Origin of the sequence: Kocuria rhizophila DC2201 (assembly GCF_000010285.1) — a bacterium.
GTDB lineage: Bacteria > Actinomycetota > Actinomycetes > Actinomycetales > Micrococcaceae > Kocuria > Kocuria rhizophila_A.
The window spans coordinates 2055515-2077583 of the sequence record NC_010617.1; the positions used below are offsets into that span (position 1 = coordinate 2055515).

Below are 22069 nucleotides of genomic sequence, written 5' to 3' on the forward strand. Positions count from 1 at the left end.
GGGCACCCGACTCCGCGGTGCGCGACCGCGGCGTCGGAGCCGGTGAGGTGTTCCAGTGCGCGCACCCGCCCGGTGGGCGGGTCAGTGCGCGGGGGTCCGTGCGGGCACGCAGGTGCCGCGGCGTCGTCGTGCTCCGGGCGGACCCGCGGTGTGCTCAGTGCTGCGCGAACCACCCGGTCACGGCGGGGCGCACGTTCTGGTAGACGTGCTTGGTCTCCTGGTACTCCCCGAGCCCGTCGTGGCCGAGCTCGCGGCCCACACCGGACTGCTTCATGCCGCCCCACTCGGCCTGCGGCAGGTAGGGGTGGAAGTCGTTGATCCACACGGTGCCGTGGCGCAGCTTCGCGGCCACGCGCTGGGACCTGCCCGCGTCCTGGGACCACACGGCACCCGCCAGGCCGTACTGGGTGTCGTTGGCGATCGCCACGGCCTCCTCCTCGGAGGTGAAGGTCTCCACGGTCACGGTGGGGCCGAAGGCCTCGTCGTGCACGCAGTCCATGTCCGGGGTGCACCGGTCGATCACCGTGGGCAGGTAGAAGAAGCCGTTCTCCAGCTGCAGGGAGCCGTCGGCGGAGGGGCCCTCGGCGAACCGGCCGCCGCAGCGGATCCGGGCACCCTGCTCGCGGGCGCGCTCCACGTAGGCGTGGACCTTCTCCCGGTGGGCCTCGGAGATCAGCGCGCCCGTCTCGGCCTTCTCGTCGAACGGGCCGCCCAGCAGGATGCCCTCGGCGCGAGCCACGAGGTCGTCCACGAAGCGCTCCGCGATCGACTCCTCGACCACCAGCCGGGCCCCGGCAGAGCACACCTGGCCCGAGTGCACGAAGGCCGCGTTCAGGGCGTTGTCCAGGGCGGCGTCGTAGTCCGCGTCCGCGAAGACCACGTTGGGGTTCTTCCCGCCCAGCTCGAGGGCCACCTTCTTGACGGTGGCCGCGGCCTCGCGGGCGATCACGCGGCCCGTGACGAGCCCGCCGGTGAAGGACACGAGGTCCACGCGGGGATCGGAGGACAGCGGCGCACCGGCCTCGGCACCCGCGCCGAGCACCAGGTTGGCGACGCCCGCGGGCAGCTCCAGCTCCTCGAGCACCTGCATCATGAGGATCGCGGTGTGCGGGGTGAGCTCGGCGGGCTTGAGCACGAACGTGTTGCCCGCCGCGAGCGCCGGGGCGATCTTCCATGCGGCCTGCAGCAGCGGGTAGTTCCACGGGGTGATCAGACCGCACACGCCCACGGGCTCGTGGACCACGCGGCTCACCACGTCCGGGTCACCGGCGTCGACGACGCGCCCGGCGTCGTCCGCGGCGATCTTGCCGAAGTGCTCGAAGCAGTCCGCGATGTCGGACATGTCCTGCTGGGACTCCTCGATCCGCTTCCCGGTGTCGAGGGACTCCGCGCGGGCGAACTCCTCGGCGCGCTCGCGCAGCCGGGAGGCCACCCGCAGCAGGAAGCTGCCGCGCTCCGGGCCCGGGACGCTGGACCAGCGGGCCTCGTCGAAGGCGCGGCGGGCCGCGGCGATGGCGCGCTCGGTGTCCTGCCCGCCGGCCTCGGCCACCACCCCCACCTCGGTGCCGTCCGCGGGGCAGTGGATGGTACGGGTGGCGCCGTCGAGCGCGGGGACCCACTGGCCGTCGATGTACAGGGTGCTGCTCATGCTGTGTCCTCCTTGGACGGGGAGTTCTCGGCCCGGGCCGCCGTCTCGGCCGTGGGCAGGCCGATCTGCGTGCTCCCGGGATGGTCGTGGTTGAGCCGGATGAATTCCAGGTGACGCTCGTAGCAGTCCAGGGCGTCGTTGATCAGCTGCTCGGACGTGTACCCCAGCACGTCGTAGCCCAGCGAGCCCGTGGCCGTGAAGACCTCCAGGCGGTAGTAGCGGTCGGAGTCGGGGTTGGTGCGGAACCCGCCGAAGCCGGGCGTGGGGAACGCCACCGGGTGCACCCGGTAGACGAAGTCCCGCTCCGGGGCGAGGTCCACGGTGAGGCACACCTGCGGCAGCGCCGGGTTCTCCGCCACGGGCTCGGTGTCCACCGAGACCACCACGCCGGAGTCCCGCAGCTCCGAGGCCAGGGTGTTCAGCGCGGGCTCGGCCACCTCGTGCACGTAGCGCTGGGCCGCCCTGGGCCCGGGGTAGCTCACGAGCCGACTGAGCCGCCCGCGCCAGTGGGTGTCCCTGCCGGTGCGTCCGGCCACGGCGGAGCGGGCCGCCACCGCGCCGGAGGCTGCGGTGCTGACCTCCACGCGCAGGGCCCGCCACAGCCCCACCATGATCAGGTACATCACCACGGAGAAGGGCAGCCCCATGATCAGGGTGGCGTTCTGCAGGGTGGTCACACCCCCCACCAGGAGCATGGCCAGGGTCAGCACACCGGTGCTCAGCGCCCAGAACACGCGCAGCCACTTGGGGCCGTCCTGGTTGGGGTCCTCGATCCGTGAGGTGAAGTTGCTCATCACGAGCGCCCCGGAGTCCGCGGACGTCACGTAGAACAGCAGCCCCGTGAACGTGGCGATGGACGCGGCCACCGTGGCACCCGGGTACTGCTCCAGCAGGGAGTAGAACGCACGCTCGGGGGTGTTCATGGCCACCTCGCCGAACTCGGTGTTGCCGCCCACCACGAGGTCCAGGGCGGAGTTCCCGAAGATCGAGATCCACAGCAGGATGAACGCGAACGGCACGGTCATGGTGCCCACCACGAACTGGCGCAGCGTGCGGCCGCGGGAGATCCGGGCCAGGAACAGCCCCACGAAGGGCGCCCACGCGATCCACCAGGCCCAGAAGAACAGGGTCCAGGCGCTCATCCACTCCTGGGGCGCCTCGAAGGCGAAGGTGTTGAGGGTCATCCCGGGGAAGCTCGAGATGAAGTCCCCCACGTTCATCACGATCGCGTCCAGCAGGAACGAGGTGCGCCCGGCCACCAGCACGTAGAGCATCAGGCCGATGGCGAGCACGATGTTCAGCTCGGAGAGCCGCCGGATCCCCTTGTCCACCCCGGACACGCAGGAGACCACGGCCATGCCCACGCCCACGACAATCAGCGCGCTCTGCACCGCCAGGTTCTCAGGCAGGCCGAACAGGGACTTCAGCCCATAGTTCAGCTGCACGACGCCGATGCCCAGGGAGGTGGCCACGCCGAAGACCGTGCCCAGCAGGGCCGCAGTGTCCACGGCGTCCCCGGCAACGCCGTGGATGCGCCGGCCCAGCAGGGGGTACAGCGCGGAGCGAATGCTCAGTGGCATGCCGAAGCGGTACGCGAAGTACCCGAAGGCCATGCCCATGAGCGCATACATGGCCCAGCCGGTGATGCCGTAGTGGAACAGCGTCCACACCACGGCCTGGCGGGCGGCCTCCAGGTTCTGGCCGTCCCCGGTGGGCGGGGCGAAGTACTGGCTCACGGGTTCGGACACGGAGAAGAACATGAGGTCCACGCCGATGCCCGCCGCGAAGAGCATCGCGGTCCACGTGAACATGTTGAACTGGGGCCGGGCGTGGTCCGGGCCCATGCGCACCTTGCCGCCGCGGCTAGCGGCCACCATGACCACGAACGCGATCACGAGGGTCGCGGTGAGGATGTAGAACCAGCCGAGGCGGGAGGCCACCCAGCCCACGACCCCACCGATCACGGCGTCGGCCTGCTCCGGGGCGGTGATGGCCCACGCGGAGAGCACCACGATGACCGTGGCGGCGGCGATCAGCACGCGCCAGTTGACGGGCAGCCGGGCTTTCGCCGCGGCGTCGGCGGAGGACGAGCCCGCCGCGGACGGTTCCGCGGTGGGCGTGGGCGGTGTCGAGGACTCACTCATGGGAACAAACTCATGTCTGGGTCGGACGATGGGCGACCCGGGGTCGATGCGTCGTGTTACCGAGAGGTAGCTGTTTTTCGGCCCTCCAACTATAGGCGAGGCCGCGGGCGGGGGCACATCCGCTCCCCGCCCGGGCGGTCTCAGCCGAGCAGCTTGGCCACCAGGGTGGCCGCGAACTCCTCGGAGACGTCCCCGTAGTTCAGGGAGAAGTCCTCGTCCACCAGCGTGGGCAGCAGACCCGAGCACAGCACGGCCGCGCGCGCGTACAGCCCCGGCAGGGCGGCGCCGATCGGCACGGAGAGCAGGCGCAGCTCGGGATCGTGGCTAACCAGGGCGATCCCCAGCTCGCGGGCGGCGAGGTGCTTGCCCAGCCCCGAGGACACCGGGCGGGCGTGGCCGGACTCCACGTCCTCCGGGGTGCGGAACACGTAGCGGGTCTTGTGGTGGTGGTTGATCCGGTAGAGCCCGGGCCGGTTGCGGTCCTCGGTGGGCTCCCACGTGGCGTCCGCCGGGACGAACTTCTCCGCCACGCCGTTGTACTGCATCTCCCGCAGGGGCAGCCCGGCCACCACGGAGGACAGCGGGGGCAGGGTGTCCAGCATCACCGGCCCGGCGTCGTAGACCACGTCGCACATGCCCTCGGGCAGCATCCGGCTCAGGGCGTCCAGGTCCGCGTCGACCAGCATGGTGGTCGCGTGGTCCTCGGGTGAGAGCACCACTGCCTCGGCACCCTGGGCCGCGGCGGCGCGCGTGACGATCTCCTCCTGCTCGGCCTTCCAGCCGCCCGTGAGCAGCACGGTGCCGTCCACCAGCTGGGTCAGCGCCGGGGAGCAGACCTGCCAGCGGCGCACCGTCCAGTTCTCGTCCCGGATGGTCTCCAGGAAGCCGAGGGCCTGCAGGTGGCCCACGAACCACTCCTCGAAGCGCTCGGAGTCCTCGAGCTGACGGGCCACGATCGACAGGCTCGAGCGCTTGCCCCCGCCCAGGAACGTGAGCATGTCCTTGAACGGCGCCCAGGACCCGGGGTACTCGCCCTCGTCCGGGCCGATGAACTGCAGGGCCTCCACGGAACCCGTCTGCCCCACGGCCGAGAGCTTGGTGAGCCGCCCCGGGTAGCGCTTGGTGAGCCCGCAGAATGTGCAGCGCCCGAAGACCCACGGCGCCTTGGCCTTGGGGTCCATGGGGGGCAGCACCACCTTGTGCTTGCCCGTGACCATGCACGAGACCTGGGGGGCCTCCGGCAGCTCGTTGCTGCGCTCGGGGAACATCTGCCCCTCCGCGGACTCCCAGCCGGCCACCGCGGGCACCTCGGCATCCGGCAGCTCTGAGTCGTGGGCCGCCATGTTGTCGAACGAGCCCTGGACGTACTCCTCCGGGATCTCGTCGCGCGTGACCGCGGTGACCGGCCAGAGGGTCTCCTCGGCCACGTGGACCATCTCGCCCTCGTAGCCCAGCGAGCGCTGGGTGATGTAGTAGGAGCTGTCCCGCACCCGGAACTCCAGGCGCTGCTTGACCGTGCGCCCGGAGCGCAGCACCAGGGTGTAGTCGTTGGGCTTGAGGTGCCCGTCCTGCGTGGCGAGCCCCGTGGTGCCCAGGCTGACCTGGAACGGGGGGACCCGCGGGGTGGTCAGCTTGGTGCTCATGAGCTTGAACGAGTGGGGGTTGCGCCACTCGCACTCCACGCTCAGGGGGTCGTCGCTGTCGGAGGTGACGGTCAACTGTGGGGGCCGCAGCGCGGAGAACCGTTCCACGTCCCCCGGGATGCGCAGCCCTCCGGAGAGCGTCATGGCCGGCACGAGACGCGGGACCAGGGCGGAGAAGTTGTCGTTGACCGTGAGCGCGGGGTCACCGGCGCGCAGCACCTGGACGTCGTCGAAGAGCACCCAGCCCTCGGCCACGCCGTTCTCCCCCGGGCCCACCACTCGGTAGTCCGGCGAGGCGGAGTCGTCCAGGATCGCCCGGACCTGCTCGACCCACTCGGCGTCGTTGCGCACCATGATCCGGCACGGCCACGCGGTGGGGACGTGGTCCACGGACAGGAACGTGTCCGAGTAGGCGTCTTTGGCGAACACCACCACCGGGCGGGGGTTGCGCGTGAGCGTCAGCTCCCCCGCGGTCACCGTCAGCTGGCCCGAGAGCAGGGTGCCGTTGGTCATCCGCGCGCTGTACGCGGAGATCCCCAGGAAGGCGTCCCCGATGTAGGACAGGAACATGGTGCGCGGACCGGCCGCGGTGGCCAGGTCCACCTCGCGCCCGGGGACCAGACGCTTGGGCACCACGAAGCCGAGCTCGTACACGGGGTTGCCCACGTAGTCCGTGCCGTCGGAGAGGCAGAGCCCCGGGCTGCGGGATCCCAGGTGCCGCGAGCCGCGGGCGGCCGCGGCGGCGTCGTCGTCCGGTGCGGACTCCCACGCGGCGAGCTGGGCGAGCGCGACCTGCAGGGCGGGGTCCCGGGTGAGCGGGTTGGACCAGATGCTGCGCATGGTCCGGGAGACGTCCGTGTCCGCGATGTCCAGCCAGAAGTCGATGTAGATTCCGAGCTCCTGCGCGCTCATCCCCTGCGCGGTGGTGAGCTCGAGGTCCTCGAACAGCTGGTGCAGCTGCCGCAGCTCGGAGGGGCCGAACAGGGTCTGGGACAGGGCCAGGCCCACGGGGCGGTGGTTCACCGCGTAGGCGGAGGGCAGCCCGAGCTGACCGTCGAACGCCTCCAGCCAGTAGCGCAGCGCGTCCCAGTAGGTCTCAGTGTCCTTGCGAACGGCGGCCTCCAGGGCCTTGGCATTCTCCTGCCCGGCCTGCAGCAGGATGGCGAGCGGGAGGTAGAACGCGGACACGGACTTCTTGCCGGTGCGCGCCGCGAGCGCGGACATGTGGCGCCCCGCGAGCGAGAGCAGCGCGAGCAGCGCCACGATGGGCGGCGGCCCGATCTGCGTGAGGTCCTCGAGCTGGCGCCGGGACATCCGGTACCAGACCTCGGTGAGCTTGTTGAACGCGTCGAAGACCGAGTGGCGGGAGCCGTCCGTGACGAGCAGCGGCGTCACGGAGTCCGCGAGGGCGCGCAGGGTGGACGGCCCGTCCAGGCCGAACTCGGAGCCGATCTGCTCGAGCATCTTCTCGTCCAGGTCCAGCTGGACCAGCTCCCCCGAGGCGCGGGGGCCGAAGAACGCGCGCGCGACGGCGTCGTTCCAGCGCAGGTACTCGACTTCCTGGGGTCCGGATGCAATCGCGTGGTCTCCCGTGCGGAAACCGGCAGCGTCAGCCACAAATCCTCCGTCTGCGCCGTGGGGCGCGTCAGTCTTCATCATTGCCTCCGAGTATAAGTTCCCGGCGCCGCGTGTCCCATGGGTCGTGCCGGGCCCGCGGGGCGACGACGCCACCGCGCACCGGCCCGTGGCCGTGTCCGCACCGGGCGGTACGGTGGACGCCATGGATGCAGCTGGACGGTTCACGGATGCCCGCATGCCCGGCGCGGGCCCGGACTGGCGCAGTGAACTCTCCCGTATCGTGCCCGGCACGGACTCCGGGCGCACCGTCGCGGACCCGGACTCCGGGCCCGCCGTGGCCCTGGAGCTGGACCTGTCCCGCGAGCAGAACCGCACCCCGAGGGCGTGGCGGAAATCACCCGAGGAGACCCCCCCTGGTGCTCACGGCCCGCCCCGTGCTGCGCGGCCGGCGCGGGTGGGTGCAGAGCGGGATCGACTGGGGCAACCTGGCCTCCCACGAGCGCTCCGGCACGCTGGACGCCGAGCAGCTGGACTGGTTCGAGGAGCTGCGCGCACTGTCCGAGTCCCACCGCGGCAGCTACGCCGCGGAGCGCCACCAGCTGCATGTGGAGCGCTACACCTCCCCGTTGCTGTGGCCCATCCTGGCCCGCGCGCAGCGGCTGGGGATACCGCTCGTCTCGCGGGGCACCGGGGCCCCCGTGGTGCTCGAGCAGGACGGCCGCTTCGAGGTGCGGGTGGACCCGGGCGAGCACGGGGAGCTGAGCCTGCACCCCCGTCTGGTGGTGGGCGAGCACGAGATGCCCCTGCGCTGGACGCGCATCATCGGTCAGCCCGGCCACGGCCTGTTCTACCCGGCGGCAGATCCGGAGGCGCTCGAGCACGCCGAGGACCTCAACCGCTTCCCGCTGCACCTGGTGGCGCTGGGCACCCGGCTCAACCAGCAGCAGCGCTCGTTCCTGGACCGCGCGGAGACCCTCACCGTGCCGCAGGACGGCGTCGAGGAGTTCTTCGAGACCTACTTCCCCCGGCTGCACCAGAGCATGCACGTGACCGCCGGGGAGGACTCCCTGGTGCTGCCGCAGGTGGCGGATCCCGAGTTCGTGCTGAGCGTGCACCACGACGACCTCACCGAGCGCGTGGAGTGGGAGTGGGAGTACCAGAAGGGCCGCGAGCGGGTGCGGCTGCCGTTCCGGCCGCTGGACCCCCTCGGGGACGAGGCCGTGGCGCGCGAGGCCCGCTGGGAGTCGTCCATGGTCCAGGCCGTGCACCGCCGGGTCCCCGAGCTCGACTTCAAGCGCAGCTCCTACGCCGCCGAGGACGCCCTGACCCTGCTGCGCGAGTGGCTGCCGCAGCTGCGCCGGATCCCGGACCTGCGCATCGAGCAGACCGGCGGGGCCCCCGCGTACCGGGAGGTCACCGACCCCACCGAGATCACCGTGTCCACGGCCCCCACGGAGCACCACGACTGGTTCGGGCTCGGGGTGACCGTGAAGGTGGGCGAGCACTACCTGCCCTTCTCGGAGATCTTCCAGGCCCTGGACCGCGGCCAGGACGTGATGCTGCTGCGGGACGGCTCCTACTTCTCCCTGGACCGCCCGGAGTTCACCCGGCTGCGCACACTGATCGCCGAGGCGCGCACCCTGCAGGAGGACAGGAGCGCGCCGCTCGCGCTCAACCGCTACCAGTCCAGCCTGTGGCAGCAGTTCGAGGAGCTCGCCACGGACACGCAGCAGGCCGAGCAGTGGCGCACGGGCGTGCGGGCACTGGCCCACCTGGACGAGGTGCCCTCTCCCCCGGTGCCGGCCGGGCTGCAGGCCACGCTGCGCCCCTACCAGTACGAGGGCTACCGGTGGCTGAGCTTCCTGTGGGAGCACGAGCTCGGCGGGATCCTCGCGGACGACATGGGCCTGGGCAAGACCGTGCAGAGCATCGCCGCGATGCTGCGGGCCGTGTCCCGCGACCCGCAGCTGCCGCCGTTCCTGGTGGTGGCCCCCACGTCCGTGGTGGCCAACTGGTCCGCGGAGCTCACGCGCTTCGCGCCCTCTCTGGACGCCACCGTGCTCACCAGCACCCGGGACTCGGTGGCCGCCGCCGCGCGGGAGTCCCACGTGGTGCTCACCTCCTACGCCCTGCTGCGCCTGGACGCCGAGGCCTACCAGGCGGTCGAGTGGGCCGGGGCGGTCATGGACGAGGCGCAGTTCGTGAAGAACCCCCGCACCAAGGCCTACCGCGCCGTCAAGAACCTGCGGGCCCGCACGCGCCTCGCCATCACCGGCACCCCCATGGAGAACAGCCTCTCCGAGCTGTGGTCCCTGCTGTCCCTGACCGCCCCGGGGCTCTTCCCGTCCCGCAAGCGCTTCACCGAGCACTACCAGCGGCCCATCGAGCGCGCGATGGACTCGGACGCCCTCGCGCGGCTGCGGGCCCGGATGCGGCCGTTCATGCTGCGGCGCACCAAGGCGGACGTGGACCTGCAGCTGCCGCCCAAGCTCGAGCACGTGCTGCCCGTGGGCCTCAACGCCGAGCACCGCGCGGCGTACGACCGCCGGCTGCAGCGGGAGCGGGCCAAGATCCTGGGGCTGCTGCGCGACTTCGACAAGAACCGCTTTACCATCTTCCAGTCCCTGACCACGCTGCGGATGCTCGCCCTGGACCCGGCCCTCGTGGACCCGGAGTCCACCGCGGCGTCCTCCAAGCTGGACGCGCTGTTCGAGCAGCTGCCCCAGCTGCTGCAGGAGGGCCACCGGCCCCTGGTGTTCAGCCAGTTCACGAGCTTCCTGAAGATCGTGGCCCGGCGCCTGGACGAGGCCGGGATCGCCTACGCCTACCTGGACGGCAGCACCAAGGACCGCGCCGCGGCCCTCAAGACGTTCCGCAGCGGCCGGGCACCCGTGTTCCTGGTGAGCCTTAAGGCCGGGGGCTTCGGCATCAACCTCACCGAGGCGGACTACTGCTACCTGCTGGACCCGTGGTGGAACCCGGCGGCAGAGAACCAGGCCGTGGACCGCACCCACCGGATTGGTCAGACCCGCAAGGTCATGGTCTACCGCATGGTCGCCCAGGACACCATCGAGGAGAAGGTCATGGAGCTCAAGGCCCGCAAGGCGGAGCTGTTCTCGGCCGTGCTCGACGACGACCAGGTGTTCTCCTCGACCCTCGGCGCCGAGGACATCAAGGCGCTGCTCGAGCCGTGAGGCCCCGGACGCCCAGCTTCGGGGACCCGAATTCAGCCCCGCGGCCTCCTGCGTAAGATCCGTGAGCATGCCCGAGCCGCGCAGCACCCCGACCGCCCCATCCGAGACCCCCGACCCCACGCCCGCCCAGATCCGCAGGTGGCGGCACTACCTCGCGGACGAACTGGCCGAGGCACAGACCTACGAGCACCTGGCCCGGCACAGCACCGGGCGCCACGCCGAGATCCTGCACCGGGTGGCGGAGGGCGAGGGACGCCACGCGGAGCACTGGCGGCGCCTGCTCGGGCCCCACGCACAGCGCACGGTGCGCCCCGGGTTCGAGGCCCGCGTGCTCATGTTCCTGGCCAGGCACGTGAGCTCCGTGTTCGTGCTGGCCCTGCTGCAGCGCGCGGAGTCCCGTTCCCCGTACCGCGAGGACCCGGATGCCACCCCCGCCATGGCCGCGGACGAGGCGGTGCACGAGGAGATCATCCGGGCACTGGCCACGGACGGCCGCACCCGGCTCTCCGGCAACTTCCGGGCCGCGGTGTTCGGCGCGAACGACGGCCTGGTGTCCAACCTCGCGCTCGTGATGGGCGTGGGGGCCACGGGCACGGCCAGCTCCATGGTGCTGTTCTCGGGCATCGCCGGGCTGCTCGCGGGGGCCCTGTCCATGGGCGCCGGGGAGTTCGTGTCCGTGCGCTCCCAGCGAGAGCTGCTGGACGCCTCCCAGCCCACCCAGGTGACGCTGCGGGTGGCCCCCTCCCTGGACCTCGACGCGAACGAGCTCACCCTGATCTACCGGGCCCGCGGGATGAGCGAGGAGGCCGCCGAGCACCGCGCCGCCGAACGCCTCGGCCACTTCGACTGCGACTGCGATCCCTCCCTGTCCTTCCAGGACGAGAAGGCGCGGGCGGCACTGTCCGAGGAAGCCGAGCCCGCTTCCTCCGGCGACGACGAGCACCAGGCCCTGGGCACCGACCTCGGGGCGGCGGCCTCCAGCTTCTGCTTCTTCGCCTCCGGGGCCGTGATCCCGATCCTGCCCTACCTGTTCGGGCTGGGTGGCGGACTTGCGCTGGTGGTGGGCATGGCGCTCGTGGGGGCGGCGCTGCTGGTCACGGGCGGCTTCGTGGGCCTGCTCTCGGGGGCATCGCCGCTCAAGCGGGGCCTGCGCCAGCTGGGGATCGGCTACGGGGCGGCCATTGCCACGTACCTGCTGGGGCTCGCGTTCAACACCGGGGTGGCCTGACGCCGCCGACGGGCCGCCGGCGGGCCGAGTGGTGGCCTGGTGGGGGCCGCAGGCGGGCTGCGGGCGGACTGGGGGCACCATGACGCCGCCCGGTGGCCCCGCGCCACGGCGACCGGTCCAGGCCCCCTCACCTCCGCAACCTTCCGGACCGGACCCCAGCTGTCCCCTCTAATGCCCACAAGTGGATGACCCCTCGTGGAGATTAGCGATAATTCGCACCTGCTAATGTGCCATAAATCACCGATATACAGTGTTTGCCCTAGTCAGAGCCGCTTTGTGCATTTATGGACGGCCCGGTGAGCGCATTGTGGGGGTGGGCCGAACGGGGCGGAGGCGTTCTATGTGTTTTCACCGGCTCCGAGACGTCTGGGAAGTTCGGATATTCTTGTCCCGTGGTTCTCTGAACCACCGCAACGGGAGACTTCGCACAGGGAAACCGCCACACCTGCACTGGGGGGTGCACTGTGGCAGGTGCTGTGCGTTGATAGCCGCTCAGCCCACGGCTTGATCCCGTTGAGGCGTTATCGCCTGCCGGTGGCCGCTGGTTCTCTCACAGAGGCGCACCTCTCCCCGCGCCGGACGGGCTCCTACCGTCCGCTCTCGCGGCCACCGGTCGATAACGCCCCTGACCCGGCGATAAAATCGACGCCGGTCCACGGCGCCGCAGTTCTGCCGCCCCGCGGACCACCGATCCGTCCCGTGACCCCAGGAGCACCCCCAGCATGTCGGCCCACCAGCCCACGCCCGACGAGCACGTCCTCACCGCCCACTGCCCCGAGGCCTACGGTCTCGTGAGTGCCGTGGCCTCCAACCTCACCGGCCAGGGCTGCGACATCTTCGACGTCAAGCACTTCTCGGACCGCCACGACAACGAGTTCTTCATCCGCTGCCACACCATCAGCGCCCCGGGGACCGTGACCACCGAGTCCCTGGTGGAGGGTTTCCGCCCCGTGGCCGAGAAGCACGGGATGCGTTTCCGCCTCGTGGAGGCCCGCCGCAAGACCCGGGTGCTGGTGATGGTCTCCAAGATCTCCCACTGCCTCGCGGACCTGCTGCACCGCGCGCACGTCGGCTCGCTGCCCGTGGAGATCGTGGCCGTGGTGTCCAACCACACGGACCTGCGCCCGCTCGTGGACTTCTACGGAGTGCCGTTCCACCACGTGCCCGTCACACCGGACACCAAGGCCCAGGCCGAGGCGGAGCTGCTGCGCCTGGTGGACGCCCACGACACCGAGCTGGTGGTCCTGGCCCGCTACATGCAGATCCTCTCGGACGAGCTCACCCGGTCCCTCGCGGGCCGGTGCATCAACATCCACCACTCGTTCCTGCCCTCGTTCAAGGGCGCCAAGCCCTACCACCAGGCCTACGAGCGCGGCGTGAAGATGGTGGGGGCCACCGCGCACTACGTCACGCCGGACCTGGACGAGGGGCCGATCATCGCGCAGGACGTGATCCCCGTGGACCACGCCCACACCCCGGCGGACCTCGTCTCCGCGGGCTCCGACGCCGAGGCCCAGACCCTCTCGCGCGCCGTGCGGTGGCACGCCGAGGGCCGGGTGGTGATCTCCGGCAACCGCACCATCGTGCTGGCCTGAGAGCCGCCCTGCCCACCCCGAGCGCGCCGGTCCGGCCCGAGCGCACCGGACCGGTCCACGACGAGAACGACGCCGCTCCCCCACCGAGGTGGGCGAGCGGCGTCGTCGTGTCAGGCGTCCGGGAGAACCGGGAACCGGTCACTTGCCGTCGAAGATCTCCCGCATGAGCTGCGCGGTCTCCGAGGGGGTCTTGCCGACCTTGACCCCGGCGGCCTCGAGGGCCTCCTTCTTGGCCTGGGCCGTTCCGGAGGAGCCGGAGACGATGGCGCCGGCGTGGCCCATGGTCTTGCCCTCGGGAGCGGTGAAGCCCGCCACGTAGCCCACCACGGGCTTGGTGACGTTGGCCTTGATGAAGTCAGCAGCGCGCTCCTCGGCGTCGCCGCCGATCTCGCCGATCATCACGATGGCCTCGGTCTCGGGGTCCGCCTCGAACGCCTCGAGGGCGTCGATGTGGGTGGTGCCGATGACCGGGTCGCCGCCGATGCCGATGGCGGTGGTGAAGCCCAGGTCACGCAGCTCGTACATCATCTGGTAGGTCAGGGTGCCGGACTTGGAGACCAGGCCCAGCTTGCCCTTGCCGGTGATGTTGGCCGGCGTGATGCCCAGCAGCGACTCCTCCGGGGAGATGATGCCGGGGCAGTTCGGGCCGATGATCCGGGTCTTGGGCTTGCCGTCCGCACCGGTGTTGGCCTGGGAGTGGGCCCAGAACTCGGCGGAGTCCTGCACGGGGATGCCCTCGGTGATCACCACGACCAGCGGGATCTCGGCGTCGATGGCCTCGATCACGGCGTCCTTGCAGAAGGCCGGCGGCACGAAGACGATCGACGCGTTCGCGCCGGTCTCCTTCATGGCCTCGCTCACGGAGCCGTAGACCGGCAGCTCGACGGCGTTGCCGTCCTTGTCCTGGTGGCTCACGGTGGTCCCGGCCTTGCGGGCGTTGACGCCGCCCATCACCTGGGTGCCGGCGGCGAGCATGCGCGCGGTGTGCTTGGTGCCCTCGCCGCCCGTGATGCCCTGAACGATGACCTTGGAGTCCTTGTTCAAAAAGATCGACATGTCTTCTTCCTGGTAGCTGTGCTCGGGGCGGTTACTTGGCGGCGTGGGCGAGCTCGGCGGCCTTGTCGGCGCCGGCGTCCATGGTGTCCGCGGTGGTGATCAGCGGGTGGTTGGCCTCGCGGAGGATCGCGCGGCCCTCGTCCACGTTGTTGCCGTCCAGGCGCACCACGATGGGCTTGGTGGCGGAGTCGCCGAGGATCTCCAGGGCCTTGACGATGCCGTTGGCCACGGCGTCGCACGCGGTGATCCCACCGAAGACGTTGACGAACACGGACTTCACCTGGGGGTCGCCCAGGATCACGTCCAGGCCCGCGGCCATGACCTCGGCCGAGGCGCCGCCGCCGATGTCCAGGAAGTTGGCGGGCTTGACGTCCCCGTGCTTCTCACCGGCGTAGGCCACGACATCCAGGGTGGACATGACCAGACCCGCACCGTTGCCGATGATCCCGACCTCGCCGTCGAGCTTGACGTAGTTGAGGTCGTTCTCCTTGGCCTTCTCCTCCAGGGGATCGGCCGTGGTCTTGTCCGCGAGCTCGGCGTGCTCCGGGTGGCGGAACGCGGCGTTGTCGTCCAGGGACACCTTGCCGTCCAGGGCGAGGATCTCGCCGTCACCGGTCTTGACCAGGGGGTTGACCTCCACCAGGGTGGCGTCCTCCTTGGCGTAGACCTCCCCGAGCTTCACGAGCACGGGGATGACCTTCTCAGCGGTCTCGGCGTCGAACTTGGCCTGCTCCACGATCTCGCGGGCCTTGGCCTCGGTGATGCCGTCCGCGGGGCTGACGTCCACGCGGGCCAGGGCGTCCGGGCGCTCGACGGCGAGCTGCTCGATCTCCATGCCGCCCTCGACCGAGCACATGGCCAGGTAGGAGCGGTTGGCGCGGTCCAGCAGCACGGAGAAGTAGTACTCCTCGGCGATGTCCGCGCCCTGCGCGATCATCACGCGGTGCACGGTGTGGCCCTTGATGTCCATCCCCAGGATCTGCTGGGCGTACTCGTAGGCCTCCTCCGGGGTCTTCGCGACCTTGACGCCGCCGGCCTTGCCGCGGCCGCCCACCTTGACCTGGGCCTTGACGACGGTCACGCCGCCGATCTTCTCTGCGGCTGCCTTGGCTTCTTCTGGGGTAGTGGCGACGATGCCGGCCAGCACGGGAACACCGTGCTTCTCGAACAGGTCGCGTGCCTGGTACTCAAACAGGTCCACGGATAGGTGTCCTTCTGCGTCGAGGTGTGTCGTTCCGCGCCGGGAACCCCCGGCTGGAGCGACCTGATGTGGGGGGATGCGGCGCATCGGCGCGCTCACAGTGCCCTCACCGCGATTTTAGTCCATGGGGCCAGGTTTCGCCGTACTCCAGTGAGTGGACGGGGCCCGCCCCTCCGCGGGATTCCGTGTCGCGGCCGCGGTGCTGGTTGACTGGGCCCATGCGATGGATCGGAGTGCCGGACGTGTGGGACGCCAGGGAGGCGGATCCCGGGTTCATGGCCTCGCTCGCCACGTTCGCCGTGCTGGGCCTCGGTCTCGACCTCGTGGTGGACGGCACCGTGCTGACCCTCACGGGCACTGTGCCCACCCTCTATCCCCTGGGCTGGCAGGCCGTCGTGTGGGCCGGTCTCGGGATCCTGTGGTGGTTCACGGCCCGGGCGCTCGTGCTGTGGTCCCGACGCCGGGGCGTGGACCCCCTGCCCAGCGGCACCCCGGACGGTCGCGACGACGCCGCCCTCGACCACCGCGCGTGGCGCACGGTCCTGGGGTGCGCCGTGGGTGCCGTGGTGGTGGCGATCGTGCTCCCCGCACTGCTGGGCGTCCCGGGGCTGGCGCCCGTGGAACGCTTTGCCACGCTGTACGAAGCCTACGGTGCGGCGTCGTGGGTGGCGGTGCTCGCGTGGCTGGTCCGCCTCGTGGGCCGGTGCGCGGTGCTCGCAAGCATCCTCGCGTACGCGCACCGGGCCGTGCTGAGCGTGGTGACGTTGCGCGGCGCACGGTGGGTGCCGTGGGGCGGGCTGGCGCTCGGAGCGGTCACGGGTGCCGTGGCCCTGCTCTCCCGCGGCCCGGCCGTGGCGCTGAGCACCCTGGTGGTGTGCACGCTGCTGGGCGTGGTGCACGTGCGCGGCGGCGAGTCCCTGCGCATCACCGCGCCGTTCACCCTGCTGGCCTTCGCGGTGCTCTGAGCGCGGGCGCCCCGGCGCGGAGTCCCGCAGTTCTCAGGAGACCTTGGTCATGGGCGCGTAGCGCAGCAGCAGCCGCTTCTCCTCCGCGCCGAAGCGCACCTTCGCCACGGTCTTGTCCCCGCTGCCCTCGAGCGCGACCACCGATCCGCGGCCGAAGGCCTTGTGCTCCACGGCGTCCCCCACGCTGAGCGAGGGGATCTCCCGGTTCGGCTCCACCCGCGAGGGCGAGAGCCTGCGGAACGTTGCCCCGGAACCGGCACCGGCGCCCCAGGAGGAGCCCCGCAGCGGGTCGCGGGTTCCGCCCCCGGAGCCCGCGTGGACGGGCGAGCCCCAGCCGCCGGACGCGGCCGCGCCCTCGCGCTTCCAGTCGATGAGGTGCGCGGGGATCTCGTCCAGGAACGGACTGGCCGGGTTGAACTGGGACTGGCCCCACAGGGAGCGGGACTCCGCGCGGGTGATGTAGAGCCGCTGCCGGGCCCGAGTGATGCCCACGTACGCGAGCCGCCGCTCCTCCTCCATGCTGGAGGGGTCCGCGAAGCTGCGCTGGTGCGGGAAGATCCCGTGCTCCATGCCGGTGAGGAACACCACCGGGAACTCCAGGCCCTTGGCGGTGTGAAGCGTCATGAGGGTCACGACCCCCTGGTCGCGGGCTTCCTCGACCTCCTGGGCGATCTGCTGGGCGCTCGCCGTGCCCTCAGCGGCGGTGTCCGGGCGCGAGGGGATCTGGTCCGCGTCCGCCACGAGGGCCACGTGCTCCAGGAACTCCCCCAGGCCGGCCTCCGGGCGGTCCTTCTCGAACTCGCGCACCACGGCCACGAGCTCCGCCAGGTTCTCCACGCGGGACTCGTCCTGCGGGTCCGTGGAGGTGCGCAGGGCCTCCAGGTAGCCGGACTGCTCCAGCACGGCCTCGAGCACCGCGGTCACGGACGCACCCTGGGCGAGCTCGCCCAGGTCGTCCATGAGCTGGGCGAACGTGCGGATCGCGTTGGCGGAGCGCGTGGCGAGCCCCGGCGCCTCGTCCAGGCGGTGCATCGCCTCGGAGAACGAGATGCCCTCACGGTCCGCGAGCGCCGCGATGGACCCCTGGGCGCGGTCCCCGATCCCGCGCTTGGGCTCGTTGACGATGCGTCGCACCGTGATGTCGTCCGCTGGGTTGGCGATCGCGCGCAGGTAGGACATGGCGTCTTTGATCTCCTTGCGCTCGTAGAACCGCGTGCCGCCCACCACCTTGTAGGGCAGCCCCACGCGCATCAGGATCTCCTCGAGGGAGCGCGACTGGGCGTTGGTGCGGTAGAACACGGCCACGTCCCCGGGGCGGATCCCGTGCTCGTCCTGGAGCCTGTCGATCTCCTCCGCGATGAACCGGGCCTCCTCGTGCTCGTTCTCCGCGGCGTAGCCCACGATGGGGGCACCGTCCCCCTCGGCGGTCCACAGCTTCTTGTCCCGGCGGTCCGCGTTCTGGGAGATCACCGCGTTGGCCGCGGAGAGGATGTTCTGCGTGGAGCGGTAGTTCTGCTCCAGCATGATGGTGCGCGCGGCCGGGAAGTCCCGCTCGAAGTCCGTGATGTTGCGGATGTCCGCCCCGCGGAACGCGTAGATGGACTGGTCCGAGTCCCCCACCACCGTGAGCTCGGCCGGGGGGATCCCGGACTCGTCCGTGTGACCGGGCGAGTCCCCGCCCACGAGCTCGCGCACCAGTGCGTACTGGGCGTGGTTGGTGTCCTGGTACTCGTCCACGAGCACGTGGCGGAAGCGCCGGCGGTAGTACTCCAGCACCTGGGGAAAGGCCCGGAACATGTGGACGGTCTCGCCGATGAGGTCGTCGAAGTCCATGGCGTTGGCCGCCCGCAGCCGCTGGGTGTACCCGCGGTACACCTGGGCCACGGCGGACTCGAACGGGTCCGTGGAGCTCGCCCGGGCCAGGCAGGTCTCGTCGTCCACGAGCTCGTTCTTCAGCGCCGAGATCCTGTGCTGGATGGCTTTGGGGGCGAAGCGCTTCGGGTCCAGCTCGTGCTGCTTGGCCACCTGGGTGATCAGCCGCAGCGAGTCTGCGGAGTCGTAGATGGAGAAGTTGGTGTTCAGCCCCAGGGTCTTGGCCTCCCGGCGCAGGATCCGCACGCACAGGGAGTGGAACGTGGAGATCCACATGGTGCGGGCGGAGTCCCCCACCAGCTCGGCGATCCGCTCGCGCATCTCCGCGGCGGCCTTGTTGGTGAACGTGATGGCGAGGATCTCCCCGCGCCGTGCCCGGCCGGTGGCCAGCAGGTGGGCGATCCGGTGGGTCAGCACCCTGGTCTTGCCCGAGCCCGCGCCAGCGACGATGAGCAGGGGCGCCCCCGAGTGCTCGACCGCGGCGCGCTGGGGCTCGTTGAGCCCCGCCACGAGCTGCTCCGGGGACGCGACGGCGTCGGACGGCTCGTGCGGGGCCCCGGCGGTCGAGGATCGCACCGAGGCGGCGGAGAGCAGTGGGTTGTCAGAGAGGTAGTCCATGGTGCGCCCAGTCTATCGAGGGGCTCGGACGCGCTGACGGGCGGGGTTGCCCGCCCGAGGAACCCCCGGCCGGGTGCTCGCCGCCCTCACACGTAGCGGGGTTCCACCTGGTGGCGTCCGTTGGCGTCCTCGACCCACAGCTGGGAGTCCGCCACCGTGACCCGCACGGGGGACTGCAGCACGAGGTCGTCGTCGGACAGTTCATCGGGGACATGATCCGGTCCGCCGCAGATGGTGGTGACCTCGCCGTCCGTGACGTCCACGTGGCGCAGCGCGTGGTTGCCGGTGTCGGCCACGACCACCGAGCCGTCGTAGAGCATCTGCAGGTCCTCGGGGTGGTCGAGCCTGGCCTCCGTGGCGGGACCGTCCTGGTAGCCCGCACCGTGCCGGCCGACCACCGTGACCACGTGGGGATCGCCGTCGGGCCGGTCCGTGTCGATCGTGAGGCACCGCAGGGAGGAGGAGTCCCGGTCCACGAACCACAGCCGGCCGTCCCCGCCCTCCGTGATGGACACCGTGGCGGCGAACTTGGCCTGGGCCACCCGGCCGTCCCGGCGCCCGGGCTCCCCCGTGCCCGCCCACTCCTGCAGGACGTCCGTGTAGGCGTCCCAGCGGAAGAGCTGGTTGCGGTCGGGGACCGCCGCGACCACGGCGGAGAGCTTGTGGGACCAGACGATGTCGGCCATGCGGGCACCGGCCAGGACGGAGCAGTCGATCCTGCGGCGCACGGTGGTGTGGTCCGCCTCGTACAGCGTGAGCTCCGAGCCGTCACCCGCGCTCATGAGCAGACCGTCCGGAAGGCCGATGGAGAGCTCCATGACCGTCACCACCTTTCGCGGTGCCGCTGGGGGCACCTGTTCTCCACCTCGTCCTCGAGCGTGGTCACCCGTCCCTGATCACAGTACGCCCCGGGGGATAATGGGGCCATGGGTATGACCAGAGCGCAGAAGGCCAGGAAGTACGGGGACACCACGGGCGCCGCGCCGGCCGGTTCCACGAGCAGCCGCGGTGCCCGCGTGCGGCCCGTGAGCGTCCACGAGATGCGGGACGGCCAGCTCGCCGCCGAGCCCACCAAGGCCTCCTCCGCCGGGATCCTGGTGGGCGTCGCGTTCTTCGTGGGCCTCGCACTGTGGCTCTACTACCACCTGCTGGTGCTGCAGGGCGTCTCCGGGCACATGGCCGGCGGGGTCACCGCTCCCGAGCTGCTCGCCGGCGGTTTCGCTCCCGAGCACGTGGCGCAGTTCGCGCGCGGGCTGGGTGCGGACGGGCTCACCGAGTACGAGGGCGTCCACGCGACCACGGGCCTGTTCACACCCCTGCTCACGAGCCTCGGATGGCTGCTGTTCACCGGTCTGAACACCCCGCAGCGCGCCCGGAAGTGGGTCTACTGGGCCGTGGTCCTGGGCTACGCCGTGGTCTTCGTGGCCGGGAACTCCGCGCTCGACGCCTCGGTGGCCCGCCCCGCGGACCGGGACGCCGCTGCGCTCGCATCCGCGCTGGTGGTCACCCGGTGGGTGCTGTTCGCGGGCCTGGTGCTGATCGCCGTGCTCGTGGTGGTCTCCGTGGTGCGCCGCAAGCTCTCGGACTTCGCCCGCGGAGAGCTCCCGGGCCAGCGCCCGCGCGACTGAGACCGCGCTCGCCTGCTCGGCGTCGGGACAGAGACCGCTCCCCACGCGCTCCGAATGCGCGAGTCCTGATGTGTCGGCATCCTGGCGTACTGGCATCCTCGCGGGCCCGCGTGCCCGGACATGAGTGCGCCCCGCCCGGCCGCGGATTCCCGACCCCCGTTCCGGGACGTCCGGGGCGGTGCGGGACCGTGGCATCCGCGCACGGGCGGGGCGTGGTGCGTGCCCTCGATTGGATTCGAACCAACGACACCGGCTTTAGGAGAGCCGTGCTCTATCCCCTGAGCTACGAGGGCAACAGTGCCCCACTGTATCCGCGGGAGGTGCGCCCCCGCGAGTCGGGCGCACAATGGGGCCATGACCGTCTACATTGACCCGCCGCGGTGGCCCGCACACGGCACCGTGTTCTCGCACCTGGTCTCGGACCGTTCCCTCGCCGAGCTGCACGCGTTCGCGCGTGAGCTGGGGGTCCCGGAACGCGCGTTCGACCAGGACCACTACGACGTCCCGGCGCACCGTCACGCGTCCGCGGTCGCGCAGGGTGCGGTGCCGGTGGACGGCAAGCAGCTGGCCCGCATCCTGATCCGCAGCGGCCTCCGGATCCCCGCACGACGCCGCCCGGCCAAGCTGGCCACGGCCCTCGCCTCCCGTTGGGAGCGCCACGTCCCGGGCCATGCCCACCTGGGTGCGCAGCTGCGGCAGCGGTGGGGCGAGCCGCACCGCGACTACCACGGTCCCGGCCACCTGCTGGCCGTCCTGGAGGCCCTCGACCTGCTCACGGACGCGGCGCCGTCCCTCGAGCTGGTGCTCGCGGCGTGGTTCCACGACGCCGTGCACGACGGCCGGGCCGGTCAGGACGAGCGCGACTCCGCCGAACTCGCCCGGCGTCTGCTCACCGACGAGAGCTCTCCGCGGGACACGCCGGTGCAGGATCCCGCCACCGCGCAGTGGGGCCCACGGACCGCGGACAGGGTGGCCGAGCTGGTTCTCGTGACCGCCCACCACCGCCCGGGCCCGGCGGACCGGGACGCGTGCCTGCTGGTGGATGCGGACCTCTCCGTGCTCGGCGGGAGCGCCGAGGAGTACGAGCGCTACCGGGCTGCCGTTCGGAGGGAGTACGCGCACGTCCCGGAGCCGCAGTTCCGCGCGGCACGCGCGGAGGTGCTGGCCGGGCTGCAGAGGGCGCCCCGGCTGTTCCACGATCCGCGCGCGGTGGAGCTGTGGGAGGCGCGGGCCCGGCACAACCTGGACCGGGAGATGGTGGAGCTCACCGCGTCGGTGTGATGGGTTCGGTGTGGCCGTCTCACCGCGGCCGACCCGGCATGCGCTGCTCGGGCTACGCGCGGGGCGCGGGACCGTCCGCGGCGTCGTCGGCGGCACCGGACGGATCTGCCGCTCGGGCGGCGGCGCGGCGGCGTCGGAAGAGGACCGCGGCGAGGATGAGACCCACGATGATGCCCAGCCCGCCGAACACGGAGAGCCACATGGCCACGTGACCCGCGAAGGCTGCCACCACGAACCCCACGACGATCCCGGGCACGGCCCCCGCGAGCATGCCCACGGCGTAGTACGTGAATTCCTGGTCCTGGGGGGTTCTGGCGGCGCTGGAGAAGTCGGTGGACATGGCTCCGATTCTACGTCCCGCCCCTGGGCGCCCACCGCACGGGCCGCGGGGCGTAGATGTTAAAGGCGTACGGACCCT

Annotated in this window: 14 protein-coding genes and 1 tRNA gene; 6 read left to right on the forward strand and 9 right to left on the reverse strand. The window is 71.2% G+C overall.

Going from position 1 to position 22069, the window contains the following annotated elements; all coding sequences use genetic code 11:
* Window positions 1–154: 154 nt before the first annotated feature.
* The 3 genes from KRH_RS08910 to KRH_RS08920 form a co-directional block, all read right to left on the reverse strand.
* Window positions 155–1648, reverse strand: a complete 1494-nt coding sequence (locus KRH_RS08910) for an aldehyde dehydrogenase family protein (RefSeq protein ID WP_012398879.1) — start codon at window positions 1646–1648, stop codon at window positions 155–157.
* Window positions 1645–3792 (reverse strand): choline BCCT transporter BetT, encoded by a 2148-nt coding sequence (gene betT, locus KRH_RS08915; RefSeq protein WP_012398880.1) that lies wholly within the window; start codon window positions 3790–3792, stop codon window positions 1645–1647. The genes KRH_RS08910 and betT overlap by 4 nt, the downstream gene beginning before the upstream one ends.
* A gap of 140 nt (window positions 3793–3932) precedes the next feature.
* Window positions 3933–7052 carry a hypothetical protein gene (locus KRH_RS08920; RefSeq protein ID WP_012398881.1) on the reverse strand — a complete coding sequence of 1040 codons (3120 nt, stop codon included), beginning with the start codon at window positions 7050–7052 and terminating at the stop codon, window positions 3933–3935.
* A gap of 377 nt (window positions 7053–7429) precedes the next feature.
* Between KRH_RS08920 and KRH_RS08925 the strand changes: the two genes are divergently transcribed.
* The 3 genes from KRH_RS08925 (at window position 7430) to purU (ending at window position 13030) form a co-directional block, all read left to right on the forward strand.
* A complete protein-coding gene (locus KRH_RS08925; protein ID WP_012398882.1) occupies window positions 7430–10207 on the forward strand; it encodes a DEAD/DEAH box helicase in 2778 nt (925 codons plus the stop codon).
* A 67-nt stretch (window positions 10208–10274) separates the two neighbouring features.
* On the forward strand, window positions 10275–11435 hold the full coding sequence (locus KRH_RS08930) for a VIT1/CCC1 transporter family protein (protein ID WP_041297402.1): 1161 nt from the start codon (window positions 10275–10277) through the stop codon (window positions 11433–11435).
* A gap of 722 nt (window positions 11436–12157) precedes the next feature.
* Window positions 12158–13030 (forward strand): formyltetrahydrofolate deformylase, encoded by an 873-nt coding sequence (gene purU, locus KRH_RS08935; protein WP_012398884.1) that lies wholly within the window; start codon window positions 12158–12160, stop codon window positions 13028–13030.
* A 138-nt stretch (window positions 13031–13168) separates the two neighbouring features.
* On the opposite strand, the gene sucD is transcribed toward purU, so the two are convergent.
* Both sucD and sucC read right to left on the reverse strand, forming a co-directional pair.
* A complete protein-coding gene (gene sucD, locus KRH_RS08940) occupies window positions 13169–14086 on the reverse strand; it encodes a succinate--CoA ligase subunit alpha (RefSeq protein WP_012398885.1) in 918 nt (305 codons plus the stop codon).
* A 31-nt stretch (window positions 14087–14117) separates the two neighbouring features.
* On the reverse strand, window positions 14118–15287 hold the full coding sequence (gene sucC / locus KRH_RS08945; protein ID WP_012398886.1) for an ADP-forming succinate--CoA ligase subunit beta: 1170 nt from the start codon (window positions 15285–15287) through the stop codon (window positions 14118–14120).
* Between the two features lie 218 nt (window positions 15288–15505).
* On the opposite strand from sucC, the gene KRH_RS08950 reads away from it, so the two are divergent.
* A complete protein-coding gene (locus KRH_RS08950) occupies window positions 15506–16252 on the forward strand; it encodes a hypothetical protein (protein WP_041297403.1) in 747 nt (248 codons plus the stop codon).
* Between the two features lie 33 nt (window positions 16253–16285).
* Here KRH_RS08950 and pcrA read toward each other — a convergent pair whose 3' ends face one another.
* Together pcrA and KRH_RS08960 are read right to left on the reverse strand one after the other, a co-directional pair.
* Window positions 16286–18742 (reverse strand): DNA helicase PcrA, encoded by a 2457-nt coding sequence (gene pcrA, locus KRH_RS08955; protein ID WP_012398888.1) that lies wholly within the window; start codon window positions 18740–18742, stop codon window positions 16286–16288.
* A gap of 86 nt (window positions 18743–18828) precedes the next feature.
* Window positions 18829–19560, reverse strand: a complete 732-nt coding sequence (locus tag KRH_RS08960) for an integrase (protein ID WP_226905848.1) — start codon at window positions 19558–19560, stop codon at window positions 18829–18831.
* A 108-nt stretch (window positions 19561–19668) separates the two neighbouring features.
* On the opposite strand from KRH_RS08960, the gene KRH_RS08965 reads away from it, so the two are divergent.
* On the forward strand, window positions 19669–20370 hold the full coding sequence (locus tag KRH_RS08965) for a hypothetical protein (RefSeq protein ID WP_012398890.1): 702 nt from the start codon (window positions 19669–19671) through the stop codon (window positions 20368–20370).
* A gap of 220 nt (window positions 20371–20590) precedes the next feature.
* Here the strand turns inward: KRH_RS08965 and KRH_RS08970 are convergent.
* A tRNA-Arg gene (locus KRH_RS08970) sits at window positions 20591–20663 on the reverse strand.
* Between the two features lie 61 nt (window positions 20664–20724).
* Here KRH_RS08970 and KRH_RS08975 point away from each other — a divergent pair.
* On the forward strand, window positions 20725–21651 hold the full coding sequence (locus KRH_RS08975) for a DUF4031 domain-containing protein (protein ID WP_012398891.1): 927 nt from the start codon (window positions 20725–20727) through the stop codon (window positions 21649–21651).
* 52 nt (window positions 21652–21703) lie between these two features.
* On the opposite strand, the gene KRH_RS08980 is transcribed toward KRH_RS08975, so the two are convergent.
* The gene (locus tag KRH_RS08980; protein WP_012398892.1) at window positions 21704–21991 is read right to left on the reverse strand and encodes a hypothetical protein; all 288 of its coding nucleotides are present in this window, start codon (window positions 21989–21991) and stop codon (window positions 21704–21706) included.
* Window positions 21992–22069 lie beyond the last annotated feature (78 nt).

Bases quoted from the DNA above. Each gene is read 5' to 3' on its own strand.
- pcrA (WP_012398888.1), bottom strand. From the start codon at position 18,742: ATGGACTACCTCTCTGACAACCCACTGCTCTCCGCCGCCTCGGTGCGA.
- purU (WP_012398884.1), top strand. From the start codon at position 12,158: ATGTCGGCCCACCAGCCCACGCCCGACGAGCACGTCCTCACCGCCCAC.
- KRH_RS08975 (WP_012398891.1), top strand. From the start codon at position 20,725: ATGACCGTCTACATTGACCCGCCGCGGTGGCCCGCACACGGCACCGTG.
- KRH_RS08965 (WP_012398890.1), top strand. From the start codon at position 19,669: ATGGGTATGACCAGAGCGCAGAAGGCCAGGAAGTACGGGGACACCACG.
- KRH_RS08980 (WP_012398892.1), bottom strand. From the start codon at position 21,991: ATGTCCACCGACTTCTCCAGCGCCGCCAGAACCCCCCAGGACCAGGAA.
- KRH_RS08910 (WP_012398879.1), bottom strand. From the start codon at position 1,648: ATGAGCAGCACCCTGTACATCGACGGCCAGTGGGTCCCCGCGCTCGAC.
- KRH_RS08960 (WP_226905848.1), bottom strand. From the start codon at position 19,560: ATGGAGCTCTCCATCGGCCTTCCGGACGGTCTGCTCATGAGCGCGGGT.
- sucD (WP_012398885.1), bottom strand. From the start codon at position 14,086: ATGTCGATCTTTTTGAACAAGGACTCCAAGGTCATCGTTCAGGGCATC.
- KRH_RS08930 (WP_041297402.1), top strand. From the start codon at position 10,275: ATGCCCGAGCCGCGCAGCACCCCGACCGCCCCATCCGAGACCCCCGAC.
- betT (WP_012398880.1), bottom strand. From the start codon at position 3,792: ATGAGTGAGTCCTCGACACCGCCCACGCCCACCGCGGAACCGTCCGCG.
- KRH_RS08950 (WP_041297403.1), top strand. From the start codon at position 15,506: ATGCGATGGATCGGAGTGCCGGACGTGTGGGACGCCAGGGAGGCGGAT.